Origin of the sequence: Hoylesella nanceiensis DSM 19126 = JCM 15639, from assembly GCF_000379965.1 — a bacterium.
Lineage (GTDB): Bacteria > Bacteroidota > Bacteroidia > Bacteroidales > Bacteroidaceae > Prevotella > Prevotella nanceiensis.
Map to the genome: position 1 here is coordinate 89,427 of NZ_KB904333.1, position 17,629 is coordinate 107,055.

10 protein-coding genes and 1 tRNA gene are annotated in these 17,629 nt (G+C 38.9%); 9 read left to right on the forward strand and 2 right to left on the reverse strand.

Features of this window, described 5'->3' with window-relative positions:
* The first annotated feature begins 69 nt into the window (after positions 1 to 69).
* The 8 genes from A3GM_RS0109290 to A3GM_RS0109325 all read left to right on the forward strand — a co-directional run bounded on the left by A3GM_RS0109290 (position 70) and on the right by A3GM_RS0109325 (position 14,032).
* Positions 70 to 1,143, forward strand: coding sequence for an agmatine deiminase family protein (locus tag A3GM_RS0109290; protein WP_018363097.1), 1,074 nt, complete (start codon positions 70 to 72; stop codon positions 1,141 to 1,143).
* 26 nt (positions 1,144 to 1,169) lie between these two features.
* Positions 1,170 to 2,057, forward strand: a complete 888-nt coding sequence (locus A3GM_RS0109295) for a carbon-nitrogen hydrolase (protein ID WP_018363098.1) — start codon at positions 1,170 to 1,172, stop codon at positions 2,055 to 2,057.
* A gap of 438 nt (positions 2,058 to 2,495) precedes the next feature.
* Complete coding sequence (locus tag A3GM_RS0109300; protein WP_018363099.1) at positions 2,496 to 5,588, forward strand: SusC/RagA family TonB-linked outer membrane protein; 3,093 nt, start codon at positions 2,496 to 2,498, stop codon at positions 5,586 to 5,588.
* Between the two features lie 13 nt (positions 5,589 to 5,601).
* Entirely contained in the window at positions 5,602 to 7,272 is a 1,671-nt protein-coding gene (locus tag A3GM_RS0109305) for a RagB/SusD family nutrient uptake outer membrane protein (protein WP_018363100.1), read from the forward strand.
* An 810-nt stretch (positions 7,273 to 8,082) separates the two neighbouring features.
* Positions 8,083 to 8,256, forward strand: coding sequence for a hypothetical protein (locus A3GM_RS11640; RefSeq protein ID WP_018363101.1), 174 nt, complete (start codon positions 8,083 to 8,085; stop codon positions 8,254 to 8,256).
* Positions 8,257 to 8,305: 49 nt separating this feature from the next.
* Positions 8,306 to 11,032: a fimbrillin family protein gene (locus A3GM_RS0109315; RefSeq protein WP_018363102.1), complete on the forward strand. Its 2,727-nt coding sequence runs from the start codon at positions 8,306 to 8,308 to the stop codon at positions 11,030 to 11,032.
* A 310-nt stretch (positions 11,033 to 11,342) separates the two neighbouring features.
* Positions 11,343 to 11,483 (forward strand): transposase, encoded by a 141-nt coding sequence (locus A3GM_RS11195; protein WP_238299380.1) that lies wholly within the window; start codon positions 11,343 to 11,345, stop codon positions 11,481 to 11,483.
* 236 nt (positions 11,484 to 11,719) lie between these two features.
* Positions 11,720 to 14,032: a carboxypeptidase regulatory-like domain-containing protein gene (locus A3GM_RS0109325; protein WP_018363104.1), complete on the forward strand. Its 2,313-nt coding sequence runs from the start codon at positions 11,720 to 11,722 to the stop codon at positions 14,030 to 14,032.
* A gap of 424 nt (positions 14,033 to 14,456) precedes the next feature.
* Here the strand turns inward: A3GM_RS0109325 and A3GM_RS0109335 are convergent, their stop codons facing one another.
* Complete coding sequence (locus A3GM_RS0109335) at positions 14,457 to 14,636, reverse strand: hypothetical protein (RefSeq protein WP_018363106.1); 180 nt, start codon at positions 14,634 to 14,636, stop codon at positions 14,457 to 14,459.
* A 126-nt stretch (positions 14,637 to 14,762) separates the two neighbouring features.
* The gene (locus A3GM_RS0109340; protein WP_018363107.1) at positions 14,763 to 17,297 is read right to left on the reverse strand and encodes an endonuclease MutS2; all 2,535 of its coding nucleotides are present in this window, start codon (positions 17,295 to 17,297) and stop codon (positions 14,763 to 14,765) included.
* Positions 17,298 to 17,431: 134 nt separating this feature from the next.
* On the opposite strand from A3GM_RS0109340, the gene A3GM_RS0109345 reads away from it, so the two are divergent.
* Positions 17,432 to 17,516: transfer RNA gene (locus A3GM_RS0109345), tRNA-Ser, on the forward strand.
* Positions 17,517 to 17,629 lie beyond the last annotated feature (113 nt).

Sequence of the window (17,629 nt, forward strand, 5' to 3'; positions counted from 1 at the left end):
TTATTAAAAGAATAAATTTATTCTTTATTTTTCCATTTCCTATGATTATTATGTATAACTTTGCACCAAATGACACAAAACGAACAACAAAATAGAGTGTTACCTGCTGAATGGTATCCTCAAAAAGGCGTGATGTTGACATGGGCACACGCTGAAACTGACTGGTGTCCATACCTCAATGAGATTTATAAAACATTGCTCTCACTGGCTAAAGCCATTGCAAAATACGAGAAAGTGTTAGTTGTTGCTCAGCAAAAAGAAGAGGTTTTGCAAATGCTTAACGATGAGTTAGGACCACAATTGATGCAAAATGTGACGGTAGTTGAATGTAAAACGAACGACACTTGGGCACGAGATCATGGCTTTATCACCCTTCTTGAAAAGCAAAACGATGGTTCTGTCCAACCTGTTTACATGGATTTTCAGTTCAATGGATGGGGAAAGAAGTTCGAATCGCAATATGATAACGCTATCAATCAATATCTTTGCGACAACAATATTATAAAAGGTAAGTGGCAAGACTGCAATTATTTCGTTTTAGAAGGCGGTTCTATTGAAAGCGATGGCGAAGGAACTATCTTCACAACAAGCACTTGTTTGTTGGCACCTAACCGCAATCAGCCCCTTACTAAGCAAGAGATTGAAGAACAACTCATTGGCTTTTTTAATGCAAAACGTGTGGTTTGGTTAGATCATGGTGAGCTAATTGGCGACGACACTGATGGACATATCGACACAATTGTGCGCATTGCACCTAACGACACCATTGTTTATGTGGGTTGCGAAGATACAAACGACGAGCAATATAACGACTTTAAGGCTCTTAAAGAACAACTAATTGCCCTTAAAACACTCGACAATAAGCCTTATCGTTTGCTTGAGTTACCAATGCCAAAGGCTATCTATGACGACGAAAATCAACGTCTTCCTGCTACTTATGCCAACTTTCTTATTATCAATAATGCCGTTATTTTGCCTACATATAATCAGCCTGAGAACGATAAAAAGGCTGCCGAAGTGTTGCAAGAGGCGTTTCCTGACAGAGAAATTATTAGTATAGATGCTCAAATTGTCATCGAACAACACGGCTCATTGCATTGCCTTACAATGCAAATTCCACAAGAAGCAGAAGGTATTCTCTAATCAATAACATCCTAAAAACAACGATAATGCAAAATAAAATAAAGGTTGGTTTCATTCAACAACACAACACTAACAATATAAACGACAACATGCAACGCTTGAAAAAGGGCATTGAACAACTTGCAAAACAAGGTGCTCAGCTCATTGTTCTACAAGAATTGCATAACAGTCTTTATTTTTGTCAGATCGAAACTGTAGACAACTTCGATTTAGCAGAGCCCATTCCTGGTCCTTCTACCGCTTTCTTTAGCGAGATTGCAGCAGCAAATAACGTTGTAATTGTAACCTCGTTATTCGAGAAAAGGGCTGCAGGACTATACCACAACACCTCTGTTGTGATTGAAAAAGATGGTAGTATTGCTGGCAAATACCGCAAGATGCACATTCCAGACGACCCTGCTTATTACGAAAAGTTCTACTTTACACCTGGCGATTTGGGCTTTACTCCCATCCAAACTTCATTGGGTAAGCTCGGAATTTTAGTGTGTTGGGATCAATGGTACCCTGAAGCTGCACGCCTAATGGCATTGAATGGAGCTGAATTATTAATCTACCCTACTGCCATTGGCTATGAAAGTAGCGATGCAGAAGAAGAGAAACAACGCCAAAGAGAAGCGTGGACAACTGTTCAAAGAGGCCATGCTGTGGCAAATGGATTGCCTGTTATCGCTGTAAATCGTGTGGGATTCGAACCCGATCCATCACAACAAACACAAGGAATTACCTTCTGGGGAAGCTCATTTGTTGCGGGTTCGCAAGGCGAATTCATCTATCGTGCGTCTGAAACAGAAGAAGAATGCACTATTGTTGAAATCGATTTACAAAGAAGTGAGCAGGTTAGACGCTGGTGGCCCTTCCTTCGTGACCGTCGAATAGACGAATATCACAACATTACTAAGCGTTTTATCGACTAAGATAATTAGGTTATTCAACCCCATAGTTGATGTTTATGCCCCGTTGTTTCGACGAGGATAAACATTCAATTCAACGAGTTCTCTACCCCATTGATTTGCAATGAGTTGAGAACTCGTTTTCGTTTCCACCTCAAAAGCATTGATATTACTATCTAAAAGCAATGCTATTGCACTGCAATCTCAATGCAATTAGGAAACAAAAGCTATCCTTTTAGTTTCCATAAGTTCACTGATTATCAAATAATTGAGTTGCGCACACAACGTAAAAAAAGGAAGAATAGAACATCTTTATTGTTAAAATTCAGTAAAATAACATTGTAAGTTATTGAGTATTGGGTTCTTTTACTACTTTTATAGCACAACAAAACACATTTAGTTGTTAACCTTACGACAACCTTTTGCTAATAAATTTTACTATCTATACAAACTCATTGAATTATGGAACCTAAACAAAAGCGGACTATTCCGCATCAAAGCAGTGCACGCTTAATAGCCTTAACTGCAGGGTTATTAGCCTTTGCGCCCATCAACTCATTTGCAGCACCAAACAAAAACAGTGTTAGCAATGAGCAAAAACAAACCCAAACCATTTCGGGAACGGTTAAAGATGAGAACGGAATGCCTATTATTGGCGCTTCGATCAGTGAACTAAATGGAGATAAAACTGGTGCGATTACCGACGTAAACGGCCACTTCTCTCTTTCAGTAGCACCGGGTACAACTATCAAAGTGGTGTACATCGGCTACTCTCCTCAAGCCTTTAAAGTTAAAGGAAATCAAACAACTTACGACATTATCTTACGAGAAGACCAACAATCGCTCAACGAAGTGGTTGTAATTGGTTATGGTGTGCAAAAGAAAGCCAACCTAACTGGTTCGGTTGCATCTATCAATTCGGAGAAATTAGAAAGTCGTCCTGTGTCAAGTGTCTCTGCTGCTTTGGCAGGAACTATGGCTGGTGTAACTGCAATTCAACGTTCTGGAGAGCCTGGTTCACAAACAGGTAGCCTCACAATTCGTGGTAAAAACTCTATCAATGCAGCTGCTCCTCTAACCATTGTCGACGGAGTTCCTGGTTCAATGAATAACATCGACCCTCAAGATATCGAGTCTATCTCTGTCTTAAAAGATGCTGCTTCGGCTGCAATCTATGGTGTTCAGGCTGCCAATGGTGTCATCGTTATCACCACAAAGAAAGGTCAAAACAATCAAAAAGCACGTATTGACTATTCTGGTATGGTGTCTTCAACCAGTCCAACAGCTCACCTTAACTTCTTAGGAGCAGCCGACTATGCTATGCTTTTCAACGAAGCTACAAAGAATGAGAACCCTAATGCAGCTCAACCTTTTAGCGATGAAGACATTCAAAAGTATAGAGATGGAAGCGATCCAATAGGACATCCCAATACAGATTGGTATAAAGAGGTATTTAAGAAGGCAGCAATAGAGACTCAACACAATGTCTCTTTGTCTGGAGGTTCACAGAATACATCTTACATGGGCTCTGTTGGTTACGTCTATCAAGATGGTTTAACCAGAGCAAGAAACTACAAACGTTTCACTGGAAGAATGAACATTGACTCTAAAGTAACCAAATGGTTGTCGATAGGTCTTAACGCTTCTGCTTACAGAGGCATCACAAACGACAACTACGAAGGCTCTGCTTCATTGATGCACTATGTGAATCGTATCCCTCCAACCTACAAAATCTACAACGAAGACGGCACATTTAATTATAATAGTATGAACAACCCTGTTGCACTTCAAGGTTATGCAACTGGTAAAACCACTATTTATAATAGTCAGTTCTTTGGCTCTGCTTATGCAGAAATACGTCCTTTTGCAGGTTTAAGCTTGAAAGCTCTCTACAACATACGCCACGATGCACAAGATTATAGACGCTTTAAGGCTCACTATGAATATGGAAGTGGAAACAATATTGCCAACACTGGTGATAGAGAAGGACAACACAATTATTATAACTGGAACTGGTATACTACCCAATTCCTTGCTAACTATCTCAAAACTTTTGCTAAACACCACACTGTCAACGCACTTCTTGGATATGAAAAGGTGGATTATACCTATCGATATACAAAGACAAGTCGCAAAGGTGGTGGCTCTAATGATTTGCAAGAGGCATTAGATGCACTTGATTCTAAGAGTCAAAAAAATGAAGATAACGGATTAGACAAGATTCAATGTTCATACTTTGGTCGTCTACAATACGACTATGATGATAAGTATCTCTTTGAGTTCAACTTGCGTTCTGATGGTTCTTCTGTATTTAAGAAGGGCAACAGATGGGGTTATTTCCCTGCTGTTTCATTAGCATGGAGAGCTTCTGAGGAGCCATTTATTAAGGATAAGTTCAATTGGATCAGTAATCTTAAGTTCAGACTTGGCTGGGGTAAGACCGGTAATGTTGAGTTGAAAGAAAACGATGTTTATCCAACTGTAAGCACTTTCGCATACGGAACATCTGTAATTGGCAACACATTGACAACAAGTATGTATGAATCTCGCTATGTAAACGATAATCTTACTTGGGCAACTGTAACCAACTACGAACTTGGTATCGAAGCAGGTTTCTTGCAAAACAAGGTTGGTTTCGAGTTAGATCTATACAAGAAACGTACTAACGACATGCTTCTTCGTCTTCCAATTCAAGGAGTTCTTGGTGTAGAAGCACCTTATCAAAATGCAGGTAGCGTTGAAAATACAGGTTTTGACCTTAATGTTTATCACAATAATAAGATTGGAAAAGACTTCCGTTATTCGGTTAATTTGAACCTTTCTTATGTGAAAAACAAGATCACAAACTTAAAAGGTACAGACGGACCAGACCCTGATAACGATAAATATTGGTTCAAAGAAGGTTATGCTATCGGTTCTTTCTACGGCTATGTTGCTGATGGTTTCTTCAATACTAAAGAAGAACTGGCAGCTGGTCCTAAACGAACTGGCGGCGAACAACTTGGAGATATCAGATATAAGAACTTGACTGAAGGAGACAATGATATAACAGCTGCAGACCGACAAGTGATTGGAAAGAACTTCCCAAGCTGGACAACAGGTCTTAATATCTCTCTATTCTATAAAGATTTCGATATGTCTATGCTATGGCAAGGAGCCTTTGACGTTGACGCTTACTACACTATGGAATCGGCTTATTCGTTCTTTAATAGTGGAAAAGTGTTGAAACGCCACCTCGACAGATGGACTCCTACTCACCACAATGCCACCTATCCACGTGTAACTCGTAACTCTCAAACTAACTTTGCAACATCTTCTTTCTGGCTTCAAGATGCTTCTTATGTTCGTTTAAAGAACATAACATTAGGCTATAACGTTCCTCAAGCCATAACAAAGAAGCTTGGTATTGATAGAGTTAAAGTGTATCTATCAGGAGAAAACCTACTTACTTTCGACCATTTAGATGGTATCGACCCAGAATCTCCATCTGATACACGTGGTAACTTCTACTCAAACATCAAGAAAGTGACATTAGGATTAAAAGTAACATTCTAACATTCTCAACGTTATGACAAAGACATCTTTATATATAATAGCTGCATTTATTGGCACAAGTTTATTTTCTTGCGCCGATTTAGATAGACTTCCAATCAATGAAGTAGCTTCTGAAAATGGCTGGAAGAACAACGATGATGCCGTAAAAGCGGTGAACAAGCTATACACTTGCGCTCCTGAATGGGACGGAGAAGGCATCGTTGGGCTTACAGATGAAGCCATTAACTCTGATGATGCCGTGCATGGTATCAAGTGGGCTGAAGGCAATTTGGCTAAAGGAGTGTACGACCCACAAGACTTTAGCTGGAAGAGTAATTATGAAACAATACGCAATGCGAACATTATTATTCTCAATACGCCTAATATAACCAGTATGACTGACGCTCAAAAGAATAACATCTTGGCTCAAGCAAGATTCTTTAGAGCTTATCAATACTTCCAACTTATCAGACAATTTGGTGATGTTCCCTATACCGATTCGCCACTTAAACTAAGTGATCAAGAGAACATTACACGCACACCTAAAGCCGAAGTGTACAAGCATATACTTGAAGATTTCGACTTTGCAGCGGCTAATCTTCCTACAGAATGGGACGGAGCGAATGACGCCCGCATCACAAAAGGAGGCGCATTGGCTATGAAAGCTCGTGCAGCTCTTAGTCAAAACGACTGGCAAGTGGCAAGAGATGCAGCTAAAGCAGTAATGGATTTAGGCGTATATGAATTGTGGGATTCTGGCAATACAGGTCGTTATAAGGAACTATTCTGGAGTGCTACCGATGCAAGTTGCAAAGAAACCATTCTTAAACGTCAATTCCTTGCAAACAAGTCAGACTGGTATCTCATTGGTTGGGAAGCATTTCCAACTGAGGGATGGGGTGGTCTTAACCCTTCACAAAGCCTTGTTGATGCTTTCGAAGATATCAACGGAGCACCTATCAGCAAGTCTACTATCTACGACCCAACAAATCCTTTCGCTAATAGAGACCCACGTTTGGAGGTGAATGTGCTACACGATGGAGAAACAATGTATGGCAAAACGCTTAGAACTGCGCCTTTGAAATCTTGTCACCCAACAGGTATTGGCACACACGGAGACGCTACTGCAACTGGATATAACCAACAAAAGTGGCTCGATCCTACAATAGATCCACAGACAGATGGTTGGCATATGGACTCAGATTATAAGATTTTACGCTATGCAGAGGTTCTTCTTACTTATGCAGAAGCAGAAAACGAGCTCAATGGTCTTAGTCAATCAGCTTTCGATGCGGTGAATCTTGTTCGCAAAAGAGTGGGTATGCCAGAGCTACAAAACACCAATTCGGCTAGTCCAACCTATTGCGCTACACAAAAAGAACTACGTGAACGTATTCAAAACGAATGGCGTGTGGAATTTGCTTTAGAAGGTGGTCAACGTCAATGGCACATCCGTCGTTGGGGAATTGCTAAACAAGTGCTTAACGCCCCCATACTTGGTTTGCGCTATAAGCTTGTTGATTCGCCCTCTGCAGCTGCAGGAGATGATGGTAAGATTTGTATTCTTTACTCTCAAGATGCTGACGCTAAGCAAGTAGTTGTGCGTACAGGTCATTACGAAGATCACAATATTCTCTATCCAATTCCACAGAAAGAGAGAGATCTTAATAAGAAATTAACTCAAAATCCAGGCTATCCTCAATAGTAGTTAATTAATATTCATACGGCAAAGGCAGGGTTTCTGTATTGAAATCCTGCCTTTTATTTTGCTATGAAATCTCCTTTCACAAGCCCTTTGTCTTCCACATTCAATATAAAAGCACTCTTTTTGCCTTGCAATAGCAATGAGTTTACACCTTAAAAGCACCGCTATTGGCACGCAAAAGCAATGCTTTTATTTACAAGGACTATGATTAACTTAATACATTATAGACTTTCCTTAGGTGAAAACATCAACTTGCTTATGTGTTTGTCACAACCAATTCAAGCATAATACTAAAAAATAAGTAATATAAACACTTCTTATAAGAATGTATTAACATGTGAAAAACCTTAAATCCTACAGATCACAAAATACCTTTAAAATGCAAACCACTAACTCTATAAATAGTTAAAATACGCCTTCTAAGGCAGAAAAAGAATTATAATACGACCTTCATAAAGAAACAATAAATACAAAACTTCTTATTTGCGCATACTTTTTATGCATTTTCCTTGTACAAATTAAGTAAAATAAATAACTTTGCAACTCATTTAATAAAAAAGTATCTAGAAATTTAAACAAGTAGACTATAATTAAACAGGTCATTTAAACTAAGCAATTATAGTGATATTGTTCACCATTCTGTGGCGTAACATAATATTTCAACACATATACGACAATACATTTTAGATGTATTCGAATAGTTGTGCGACATTTCTTTAATGGCGTAAAAGATCTAAACCGCCATTAGAAAACCTACAATTGCTTTTCAAACAAACTTGAATTAAATGTAATTCAAAATACAAAAGTAACATGAATAAAAACCAAAAACACGTAAAAGAGGCTTATATTAAGCCACTTAGCTATGCTTTCGACCTATCCGATGCCAGCTCTTTAATGGCTGCAAGTCCCAATGCAAATGCCTCAACCAATGTAAATGTGATTGAAGCAACAGAGGACAACAGCGATACAGACATCGAAGGATAATCAATTAACAAAGTAGTAATAACTAAAAGTAGTTCAATTTAGAAGAAGTATGAAGAAAATTAACAAGCTGTTCAAAGCTATTTATAACAGAAAGAAGACATTATCGACAGTTCTTTTAGCAGGTATTGCCACCTTGTCGGTTGTTTCTTGTGCCGACAACGACCTATTGAATAAAGACAACAATGGAGACAATGACGTCCCTGTGTCGTTTACAATAAACGATGTTCAAACACGTGCTATCGCTAATAGCGGACAAACAATCACCCGAGGAGCCATTAATCCCCATCTTTCTTCTGCAGACCTTGCAACGCAAAAGCTATCTGTAAGAGGAACCAATGCCGATCAACTATGTATTATTGAAACCACTATTGAAGGTGTAAACCCAGTTAAAGCCAGTGCAGCAACTCGTGCAAATGTAGTTAAAACCATAACAGAAAACTTCTCAACATCGGGACATCGTGGCACAACCGAAGCTGGAATAACAACAAAACCTGCATGGTTCTACAAAGAAATCACCCAAAGCAATGGAAAACTAACACGCTATATTCCTTGGGCTTGGGAGCAACCATACGCTCGTTTCTATGCTGTTTTCCCTCAAATAACTGATGGCTACTCTAAAATAAAGCTTTCTGAAGAAACATACGAAGGCACTCCTTATATCGATTTTGAGAACGAGTTAGATGCAAAAAATCAAAAAGATTTGATGACTGCATGTACTGGCAATGTGCATTATGCTACTCGTGGTACTGCACCTAACACACAATTGGATTTCCGTCACGCTCTAACTGCAATCAAATTTGCGATTGGTCAAAATCTATCTATCAACAAAACGATTGATAAAATCGAAATCCGCAATGCTTTAAGTAAGGGTAGATACACTCTTTCTAACAATTTAAACGGAAGCGATGCTACATGGATTGAAAGCAGTTTAAAAGACCGCCAAGTGTTTAAGCTCGACAATATTGCAGTAAGCACCAATGAGAATCCTAACACAGTGATTGTCGGTAAAGACGGAGACAACTGCACTTTCTATATGATTCCTCAAACACTTACAGGAAATCATGTGGTTCTTTATGTTCAGTTTACAGACGGAACAAAAATAGAAAGCGAACTTAAAGGCTCTTGGTTAGCTGGTACTACAAAGACTTATAAGTTGAGTGAAAAGAATTCTACTTGGAATTTTGTACTTGAATCTACCAGTCCTGAAAATGTAGCTTATAACGAAAGTCAATCAAAAGGTTACACCATTACAAGTTATAAGATTGACCCTAATGGCACAACAAAACGTGCAGTGAAATGGAAAGCTATAGGCTTTGAAGAGTTTAACCCCGAAACTGGCACTTGGGTTGACTTAGGAATGAATAAACCTTCGTGGTTAACTAATATGTCTAAAGAAAGCGGTGAAGGCGGAGATGCTGCAGAACAAGGCGTAGCAAGCTTAACAAAAGCAGATTTAAAGGACCTTCTTAACGAATATAACAAGGTGCTTCAAACAGCTACCCCTAAGGGAACTGCAAGCAAATATTACAACTTATCGAACACTACTGGCGACGATGCTATTCAAAACACAGCTAATAGTTATTTGATTTCTGCTCCTGGTTACTATCGCATTCCTTTGGTATATGGAAATGCTATCACAAATAGTGCAGACAACCCAAGTTCATATAAGACAGCTAATACAGGGCAAGATATTCTAAGTACCTTTAAAGATCACTTAGGACAGGATATCAATAGTCCTTATATCAACCTACAAAACGCTGCAACTCCAGCAACACAAGCATCTATTGTATGGATGGATCAAGATGGACTTGTAGAAAATTTATCTGTAACTAACGATGGAGCAAACTCGTTTGTAAACTTCCATGTGCCTGCAGATAAAATCAAAAATGGTAACGCTGTTATTGCTGTTAAAGATAATAACGGCAAAGTGATGTGGAGTTGGCACCTTTGGTTCGACCAAACAAAAGCCCTAAAAACTATCGAATGTACAAACTATCAAAAGGATAAGTTCACTTTAACAAGACATATCCTTGGTTATGTTCTATTTAAATGGAAGGCAACAAGCTATGAAGTGGCACGTGTTGCACGTATGAAGGTTGAGCAAGAAGCAGGTAACAATGGCGAAAAGAATATCACTTATGTCACCATTACTCAAAATCCATACACCGAAAGAGAATATTCTACAACTCTTTATCAATTTGGACGTAAAGATGCTTTCCCTGGAACAAACACTCTTTATGGCGGAAATATAGTTGAACAAGGCGGTAATGACATCTCTATTGCCAATGCAATTCAAAATCCTGAGAAGATTTATAACGACGGAAATTCGTGGGGAACTAACTATAGTTACTTCAACTTGTGGTCTATGAATACAACAAAGCAACAGGAAACTACCAACACCATCATAAAAACCATTTACGATCCTAACCCAGTTGGCTTCCATATGCCTCCTAAGAATACCTTCTCTGGCATCACAACAACTGGTGTTTCTGAATCTAATAGAGCTAAGATCAATGCCCTTGGTGCTTGGGACGATGGTTGGCATTTCTACACAAAAGATGCAACATCACCATCTACTATTTACTATCCCGCAATAGGCTCACGCACTTTCTCTAAAGGTAATCTATATGGTGTAAAGAGTAGAGGATATTATTGGACGGGAATTCCAGCCTCTTTGAGTGCGGGTTGCGCTTTAGACATTACGAATAGTCTAGTAAGTCCATTTACAAACTTCACTCGTAGTCTTGCAGGTTCTATTCGCCCTGTGGCAGACTAAACAATGATTTCAAAATAAATCAAATAAAAGTAGGAATAATACGGAGATCACTCTCTATCCGATCCCACAAAGAGAGGGAAATCTTAATAAAAAATTAACTCAAAAGACAGACGATCCTCAATAGTAGTTAATTAATATTCATACGGCAAAGGCAGGGTTTCTATATAGAAATCCTGCCTTTTATTTTGTTTTCCCATCATCTTTTTAGAATTCTTTTGTCTATAAAATTAAGCCCAACTCATCCCTGTACGTTATCAAACAAAAGTACATTTCTTGTCCCCCTGAATTGGAAACTGCTATCGATGGGTGGGTGAAATATTATAATGAGAGAAGGTTTCATGAATCGTTAGATAATCTTACACCCAAAGACGTATATTTAGGGCAAGGGGAGAAAATCAAAAAGATAAGAGAAATAATAAAGCAAAATTCAATCAACAAAAGATTTTTTTGATAATACAACAATGAAATATCAGAGTAAATAACTACATTTGCAGTTGTGCACTTTTGTTTGACAACGTACAATAAACTTGTCATATGGCCGTTTATTTCTGTACAGAGTGAGTTTGGGTACTCCGACGTTACGGAGTGCAATTCTCGCGCTGGGAATACAACACAATTATTCGAGAACATGAATCAAAAGTTCGAAAGATATAACGCAATAACCAAAAGACTTAAAGCATTACTATAATGAAAACAGTTTCTATCATTCTCTTATCTACCCTGTATTCTATATGCCTACAAGCAGCTGATATACAAGGAGTTGTAACAGACTCATCTAACACCCCTATTGTTGGCGTAAACATAACTATGCGCACACTGGAAGGAACACAAGTAATGGAAGGAACACAATCTCTTTCTGATGGAACATTCATTCTGAAGGGTGTCAATCCGGGCAATTACACTCTTGTATGCACACATATAGGGTATGCAGACTACATTGCAGAAGTACAAGTAAACAAGGAAGCATCTTTATCTTTAGGCACACTAATAATGTCTCCTCAAAGTGTGCAGCTGAAAGAAGTCATGGTTAGTATCCATCGTAATGTTTTTACAGCCGACAAGCAAGCTATCTATCCCTCAAAGCAACAAACAGAGACCTCGGGAGGGGGACTGGATTTATTACAAAAACTCCCCATTCCACTATTGGATATTAATCCTTTTAATCGCACCATAGGCTCTCTTGATCCTTCGGGTGGGGTGGCGATATTGATTAATGACATCCCTGCCGATGCCAATGAAGTGGCAGTATTAGACCCTAAACAGATACGATACGTGGAAGTCGTACGTAAACCAGGTATGAGGTATGGTGATCAACTCGCGATGGCAATTAATATCGTACTCAAACAAGCTAGAAATGGAATATCATTGGGAATGAACACCACCAATTCTATCCTTTTCAAGAGAGGAAACAACAATATCTTTGCCACTTACATTCGTGATAAATCCCAGTTCTCCATTAATCAAAATGAAGACTACCAAAACTATTCACGTCAAGAATCAGAAGAATTACGACAATATCTCTTACCAAATAATTCTTGGCATAAGATTGAACAACAAAGTCTATTGATGCGTACTCTATCGGCTACGCACGGTACAACGCTTAAATACAATTTTACACAGCCAAACAATTTCGTGTTTCAGGTACAAGGCTATATCACATCGCATCGTACTCCTAAGCTGAAAAAGTCGTTCCTCGTTCGCGAAACCGGAAAGAGCGACTACATTTATCACACCCATAATCGAGACGAATATAATTCAAATGCGCTCAACTTGTATTTCAAGAAATATCTACCTAACAAGCAGGTACTTATGTTTAATGCGGTGGGTACGTCTATCAACTCAGACTACGATTATCGTTATAACCAAGAGGACAATGGTTTTCAAACTAGCTATGGTGTGGAAGGAAAGAAATCATCAGTTATTGGAGAAGCGAGATACAGCAAGGATTTCGAATGGGGTAGTTTGACTTCTGGTATACATTCCTTCTATGAGCACACAAAAAACCACTATACGAGTAGCGCATCTAACGAAGGAAAGATGATAAACATTAGCTCTAAGGTCTACGTTCAGCTAGATGGTCGATGGGGAAAATTTTCAGGCAGTGCAAATTTGGCCATAGAAGATCAGTATTACAAACAACAAAGTGATCGTTACCACAAGCAGATGTTTAGCCCAAGCGGTAAACTCAACTATGCCATCAATCAACGTCTGAGTTTGGAGTATGATTTCAATCTTGCATCTCGTCTTCCAGCCCTGAGTTCTATGAATAATGCTGCGTATCAGATTGACCAATGGGAGCGTCGCGTGGGAAATTCTGGTTTGAAGCCATTTAATCACATTGAGCATTCGCTAACGTTAGCTTATTACACTCAAAAGTGCTATGCTATGTTACAAGGGACATATGCATACAACAAAAATGCAATTATGCCAACCCTAACTCGTACGGAAGAAGAGAATGAACACGTCTTTTTTGACAATGGTGTCGGAAATCAACGTGACTTCAAACAATTGGTTTTGACGGCATATTTGCGCTATGCATTATTTCAAAATAAACTGGTATTGAGTGGCACGGGAAGTTACATTCACTACCACGCTGATAGCGAACTTTACAATAATCGCCGTGGTTTTTTCTTTGGCAATTTGGGAGTTGAGAGTTATTTAGGTAAGCTTTATCTCTCGGCTAACATACGTAGTCGCTACAATGCCCTACACGCTGAGAGTATTTGGTACAATGAATACGCTAGCTCTCTTAGCGCGATGTACAAGTGGAAGAACTATCAATTAGGATTGGTATGGGAGCAACCTTTGCAATCTACTGGAACGAATAGTAGTGTCATAACAACGAATAATGTTGTGCGAAAGATGTTATATCAACGCAACCTTGAGGCGGGTAACCATATTCTCCTTACTTTCTCGTGGAGGTGGGATCATGGTCTGAAATCAAAGGCTCAAGATATAGAGCTAGATAATAAGGATACAAATGCTGGTATTCTCAAATAAATCGATTTATGAATCAAACTACTACTACCACAATCGTAAACAATAAAATTTGGGAAATTGTATTGACTCGTTTTAAAGGATTGCCTGTATGTTATGCCGATAATGTAGAAGAGTATCGTATGTATATTCCTATTATAGAACGGCTAAATAGAGGAATAGTAATCCTTTGCCGGTTTGAAACTACGAATGAAGTAGAATCTCCTAATTCAATTCTAGTTGAAATTAACGATGAAAGTAGTGTTATTGGCATACATTCTAGACATCCCTTCAACCTGTAAGTGTTTTAAGGTGGACGTCTGAAAATGCAAAGAAATCCCAATGGAACTCCGTCATAGAACATATAGGTCTACACTGTATAGATGTAAATATGGAAATAGATTCTATTTGTACGTTGTCAAACAAAAGTGCACAACTGCAAATATAGTTATTTACTCTGATATTTCATTGTTTTATTATCAAAAATTCTTTTGTTGATTGAATTTTGCTTTATTATTTCTCTTATCTTTTTGATTTTCTCCCCTTGCCCTAAATATACGTCTTTGGGTGTAAGATTATCTAACGATTCATGAAATCTTCTCTCATTATAATATTTCACCCTAGCCATTGTTTTACGACTTTTATTTACTTAAAAACAAATCATCATCAAAGATTATATAAAAGAACAAGCAGCAACGTTATTAAAAATACGTTGCTGCTTGTTTTATAGATACCACTTAGTTGCTATAAGCTTTTAATCGAAATCTACAACGGTGATTCCTGCTCCACCAAACTGCACATGTTCGTCTTTAAAAGATGAGATGGCAGGAATAGTATTGAGGTATTGTCGAATGAGTGTACGCAATATTCCGTTTCCTGTTCCATGCAAAATACGCACTCGAGGCATACCTACCAAAGTGGCATCATCAATGAAATGCATTACTTTTGTTAGTGCCTCATCGCCTCGAAGTCCACGAACATCAAGGTCTTGACGGAAGTTCTGCTTTCTACTCTCAATGGCTTGGCGGGTTTCTTTACTGATATTATATACGGTTTTGGTTGTTTTTGCTACCTCTTTTGCTGCTTCTAACTTATTGAGATTGATCCTTGTGCGCACATCGCCCACCACAACTGTAGCATTATTGCCCACAATTTGTTCGATGGTTCCCACTGAAGAAAGTCCTTTTATACGAACGGTGTCGCCCACAACAATTTGTTTCTTTTCTGTTGCAACAGGCTTTTGAATGGCTCTAAGAGCTGCTGCTGCCTTATTCTCACGTTCTCCTTTTTCTTTTTTATGCTTCTCGTGACGTTCTTTGCGCTGCTTTATCTGTTCTATCTTTCGAGCAATCTTCTCATCTTCAGCTTGTTTGTCAATATCTTGAACCTGCTCTTTAAAGATGCTCAATTCGTTTCTAAGCTGGCGTGTGGCTTCTTTTTCGGCTTGTTTCAGCTTAATTTCTCGAATGGTATTCTCAATCTTCTTATTACTCTCTTTCAAGAGTTCTTCGGCTTGTTCTTTGGCTTTTCGAAGAATGTCTTTACGACTTTGATTGAGTTCGGCTATCTCTTTCTCATACTTTTGAATAACCTGTTCGATATCTTTCTCACGCTTATGCACCGTTTGTCGCTTGTTTTCCCAATAGCGTTTGTCACGAACTATATCTTGAAGATATTTATCACTTTGGATATAATCGGAACCAACGAGTTCCGATGCCTCTTGAATGACACTTTCAGGAATACCTGTTTTCCGAGCAATCTCGATAGCAAAAGAGCTTCCTGGCTGTCCTATCGACAATTGGAAGAGGGCTTGCATCTCTTTTCTATCATACAACATGGCTCCATTCACCACGCCTTTGTGACTATCGGCAAAATGCTTTAGATTTTGATAGTGTGTGGTGATGACGCCAAAAGCTTTCTTATTATAGAACTGATGCAACATTGCCTGCGCCATGGCTCCTCCAATCTGAGGCTCTGTTCCACTTCCAAACTCATCTATCAACAACAGGGTTTTAGGGTTGCAGTGGCGCATCATCATCTTCATATTGAGCAAGTGACTCGAATAAGTACTGAGGTCGTTCTCTATACTCTGCTCGTCACCGATATCAATCATGATACTTTCGAAGATGCCCATTGTAGAATTTTCTGCCATTGGCACAGAAAGTCCGCATTGAAGCATGTATTGCAACAATCCAGCAGTCTTCAAACAGACGCTTTTTCCACCTGCATTGGGTCCTGAAATAATAAGGAGATGTTGGTCTGAAGACAGCGTGAGATCGAGCGGAACAACCTTTTTCCCTTGCTTGGTTAATGAGCGTTGAAGCAAAGGATGCACGGCTTGTACCCAATCGATATGAGCTTGCGATTTTACAACGGGCTCGATGGCATGGAACTGCTTTGCCAGTCTGCTCTTAGCCCTTATCGCATCAACCTGAGCAAGAATCAAATAAGAATCTTTCATCTCATTTAATTCAGGACGAATGGTATTGGCAAATTCGGTGAGCAGACGTATGATCTCACGTCGTTCTTCGTTTTCTAACTCTCGAATTCTATTATTTGCCTCTACAACCTCAGCAGGTTCTATAAAGACGGTCTTTCCTGTTGCCGACTCATCGTGCACAATTCCACGTATCTTTCGTTTCACTCCTGGAGGTGTTGGGATAACCAATCGACCATCTCGAAGGGTTGGAGTGACATCTTTCTCTATAAGTCCTTCTTGCTGAATGCTACGAAGGATGCCATTGAGAATGCGAGATACTGAGCCTTCGATCTTACTTAGCTCGGTTCTTATATTATATAATGTGGGCGAGGCGTTGTCTCTTATCTTCCCAAACTTATCGAGCATCTCCCCTATTCGCTTTAAAACATGGGGAAAGACATTGATATTGAGCGTGAGTTGGTGTAGGGTTGGATACAAAAAACTGGCTTTTTCGGAGGTGGCATCGCTACTTTCTGTGCGTGACAAGAAGGCAACCACATCTATAATGGCCTTGAGCGAACGCTGAAGATGCATCAGTTCGTGCTCTTCAGGATAGGTCTTTTCGATTCGCAAACGAGCTAACAAAGGACGCATATCATAGAAATATTGAAGAGGAAACTCATCTTCTTGCTCTTCAATTCGCTTAAATTCTTTTATTTCATCTAATCGTGAAAGTATAAAATCATGATCAGTTGAAAAAGAAATCAAGTCGATCTGTTCCTTTCCAAGCACCGATAAACAAAGAGTTTTCAAGATATCACGAATCTCTTTGAATCCAATCTTATGTTCAAAATCTTTGGGATAAATCATAATACAAAAATAGTGTAAGTTCATTTAACTACAAAATAAAGATGAAAAAAGTATCAAAAAATTTTGGAGTTTAAATAAAATTCTTTACCTTTGCACTCGCTTTAGAATTAGAACACAATATTCTTTCTAAACAAGGAGAGATGGTAGAGTGGTCGATTACAACGGTCTTGAAAACCGTCGCACTGAGAGGTGCCGGGGGTTCGAATCCCTCTCTCTCCGCAAATAAGGGTGTAAATCAGCGAGTTATGCGATTTACACCCTTTATTACACCCAAAAACAAGTAATCCTAAAAGAGTTACAAAACTTCTTGGGAATAAACACAACTATTTTCG

Bases quoted from the DNA above. Each gene is read 5' to 3' on its own strand.
- A3GM_RS0109300 (WP_018363099.1), top strand. From the start codon at position 2,496: ATGGAACCTAAACAAAAGCGGACTATTCCGCATCAAAGCAGTGCACGC.
- A3GM_RS0109295 (WP_018363098.1), top strand. From the start codon at position 1,170: ATGCAAAATAAAATAAAGGTTGGTTTCATTCAACAACACAACACTAAC.
- A3GM_RS0109340 (WP_018363107.1), bottom strand. From the start codon at position 17,297: ATGATTTATCCCAAAGATTTTGAACATAAGATTGGATTCAAAGAGATT.
- A3GM_RS0109305 (WP_018363100.1), top strand. From the start codon at position 5,602: ATGACAAAGACATCTTTATATATAATAGCTGCATTTATTGGCACAAGT.
- A3GM_RS0109290 (WP_018363097.1), top strand. From the start codon at position 70: ATGACACAAAACGAACAACAAAATAGAGTGTTACCTGCTGAATGGTAT.
- A3GM_RS11640 (WP_018363101.1), top strand. From the start codon at position 8,083: ATGAATAAAAACCAAAAACACGTAAAAGAGGCTTATATTAAGCCACTT.
- A3GM_RS0109335 (WP_018363106.1), bottom strand. From the start codon at position 14,636: ATGGCTAGGGTGAAATATTATAATGAGAGAAGATTTCATGAATCGTTA.
- A3GM_RS0109325 (WP_018363104.1), top strand. From the start codon at position 11,720: ATGAAAACAGTTTCTATCATTCTCTTATCTACCCTGTATTCTATATGC.
- A3GM_RS0109315 (WP_018363102.1), top strand. From the start codon at position 8,306: ATGAAGAAAATTAACAAGCTGTTCAAAGCTATTTATAACAGAAAGAAG.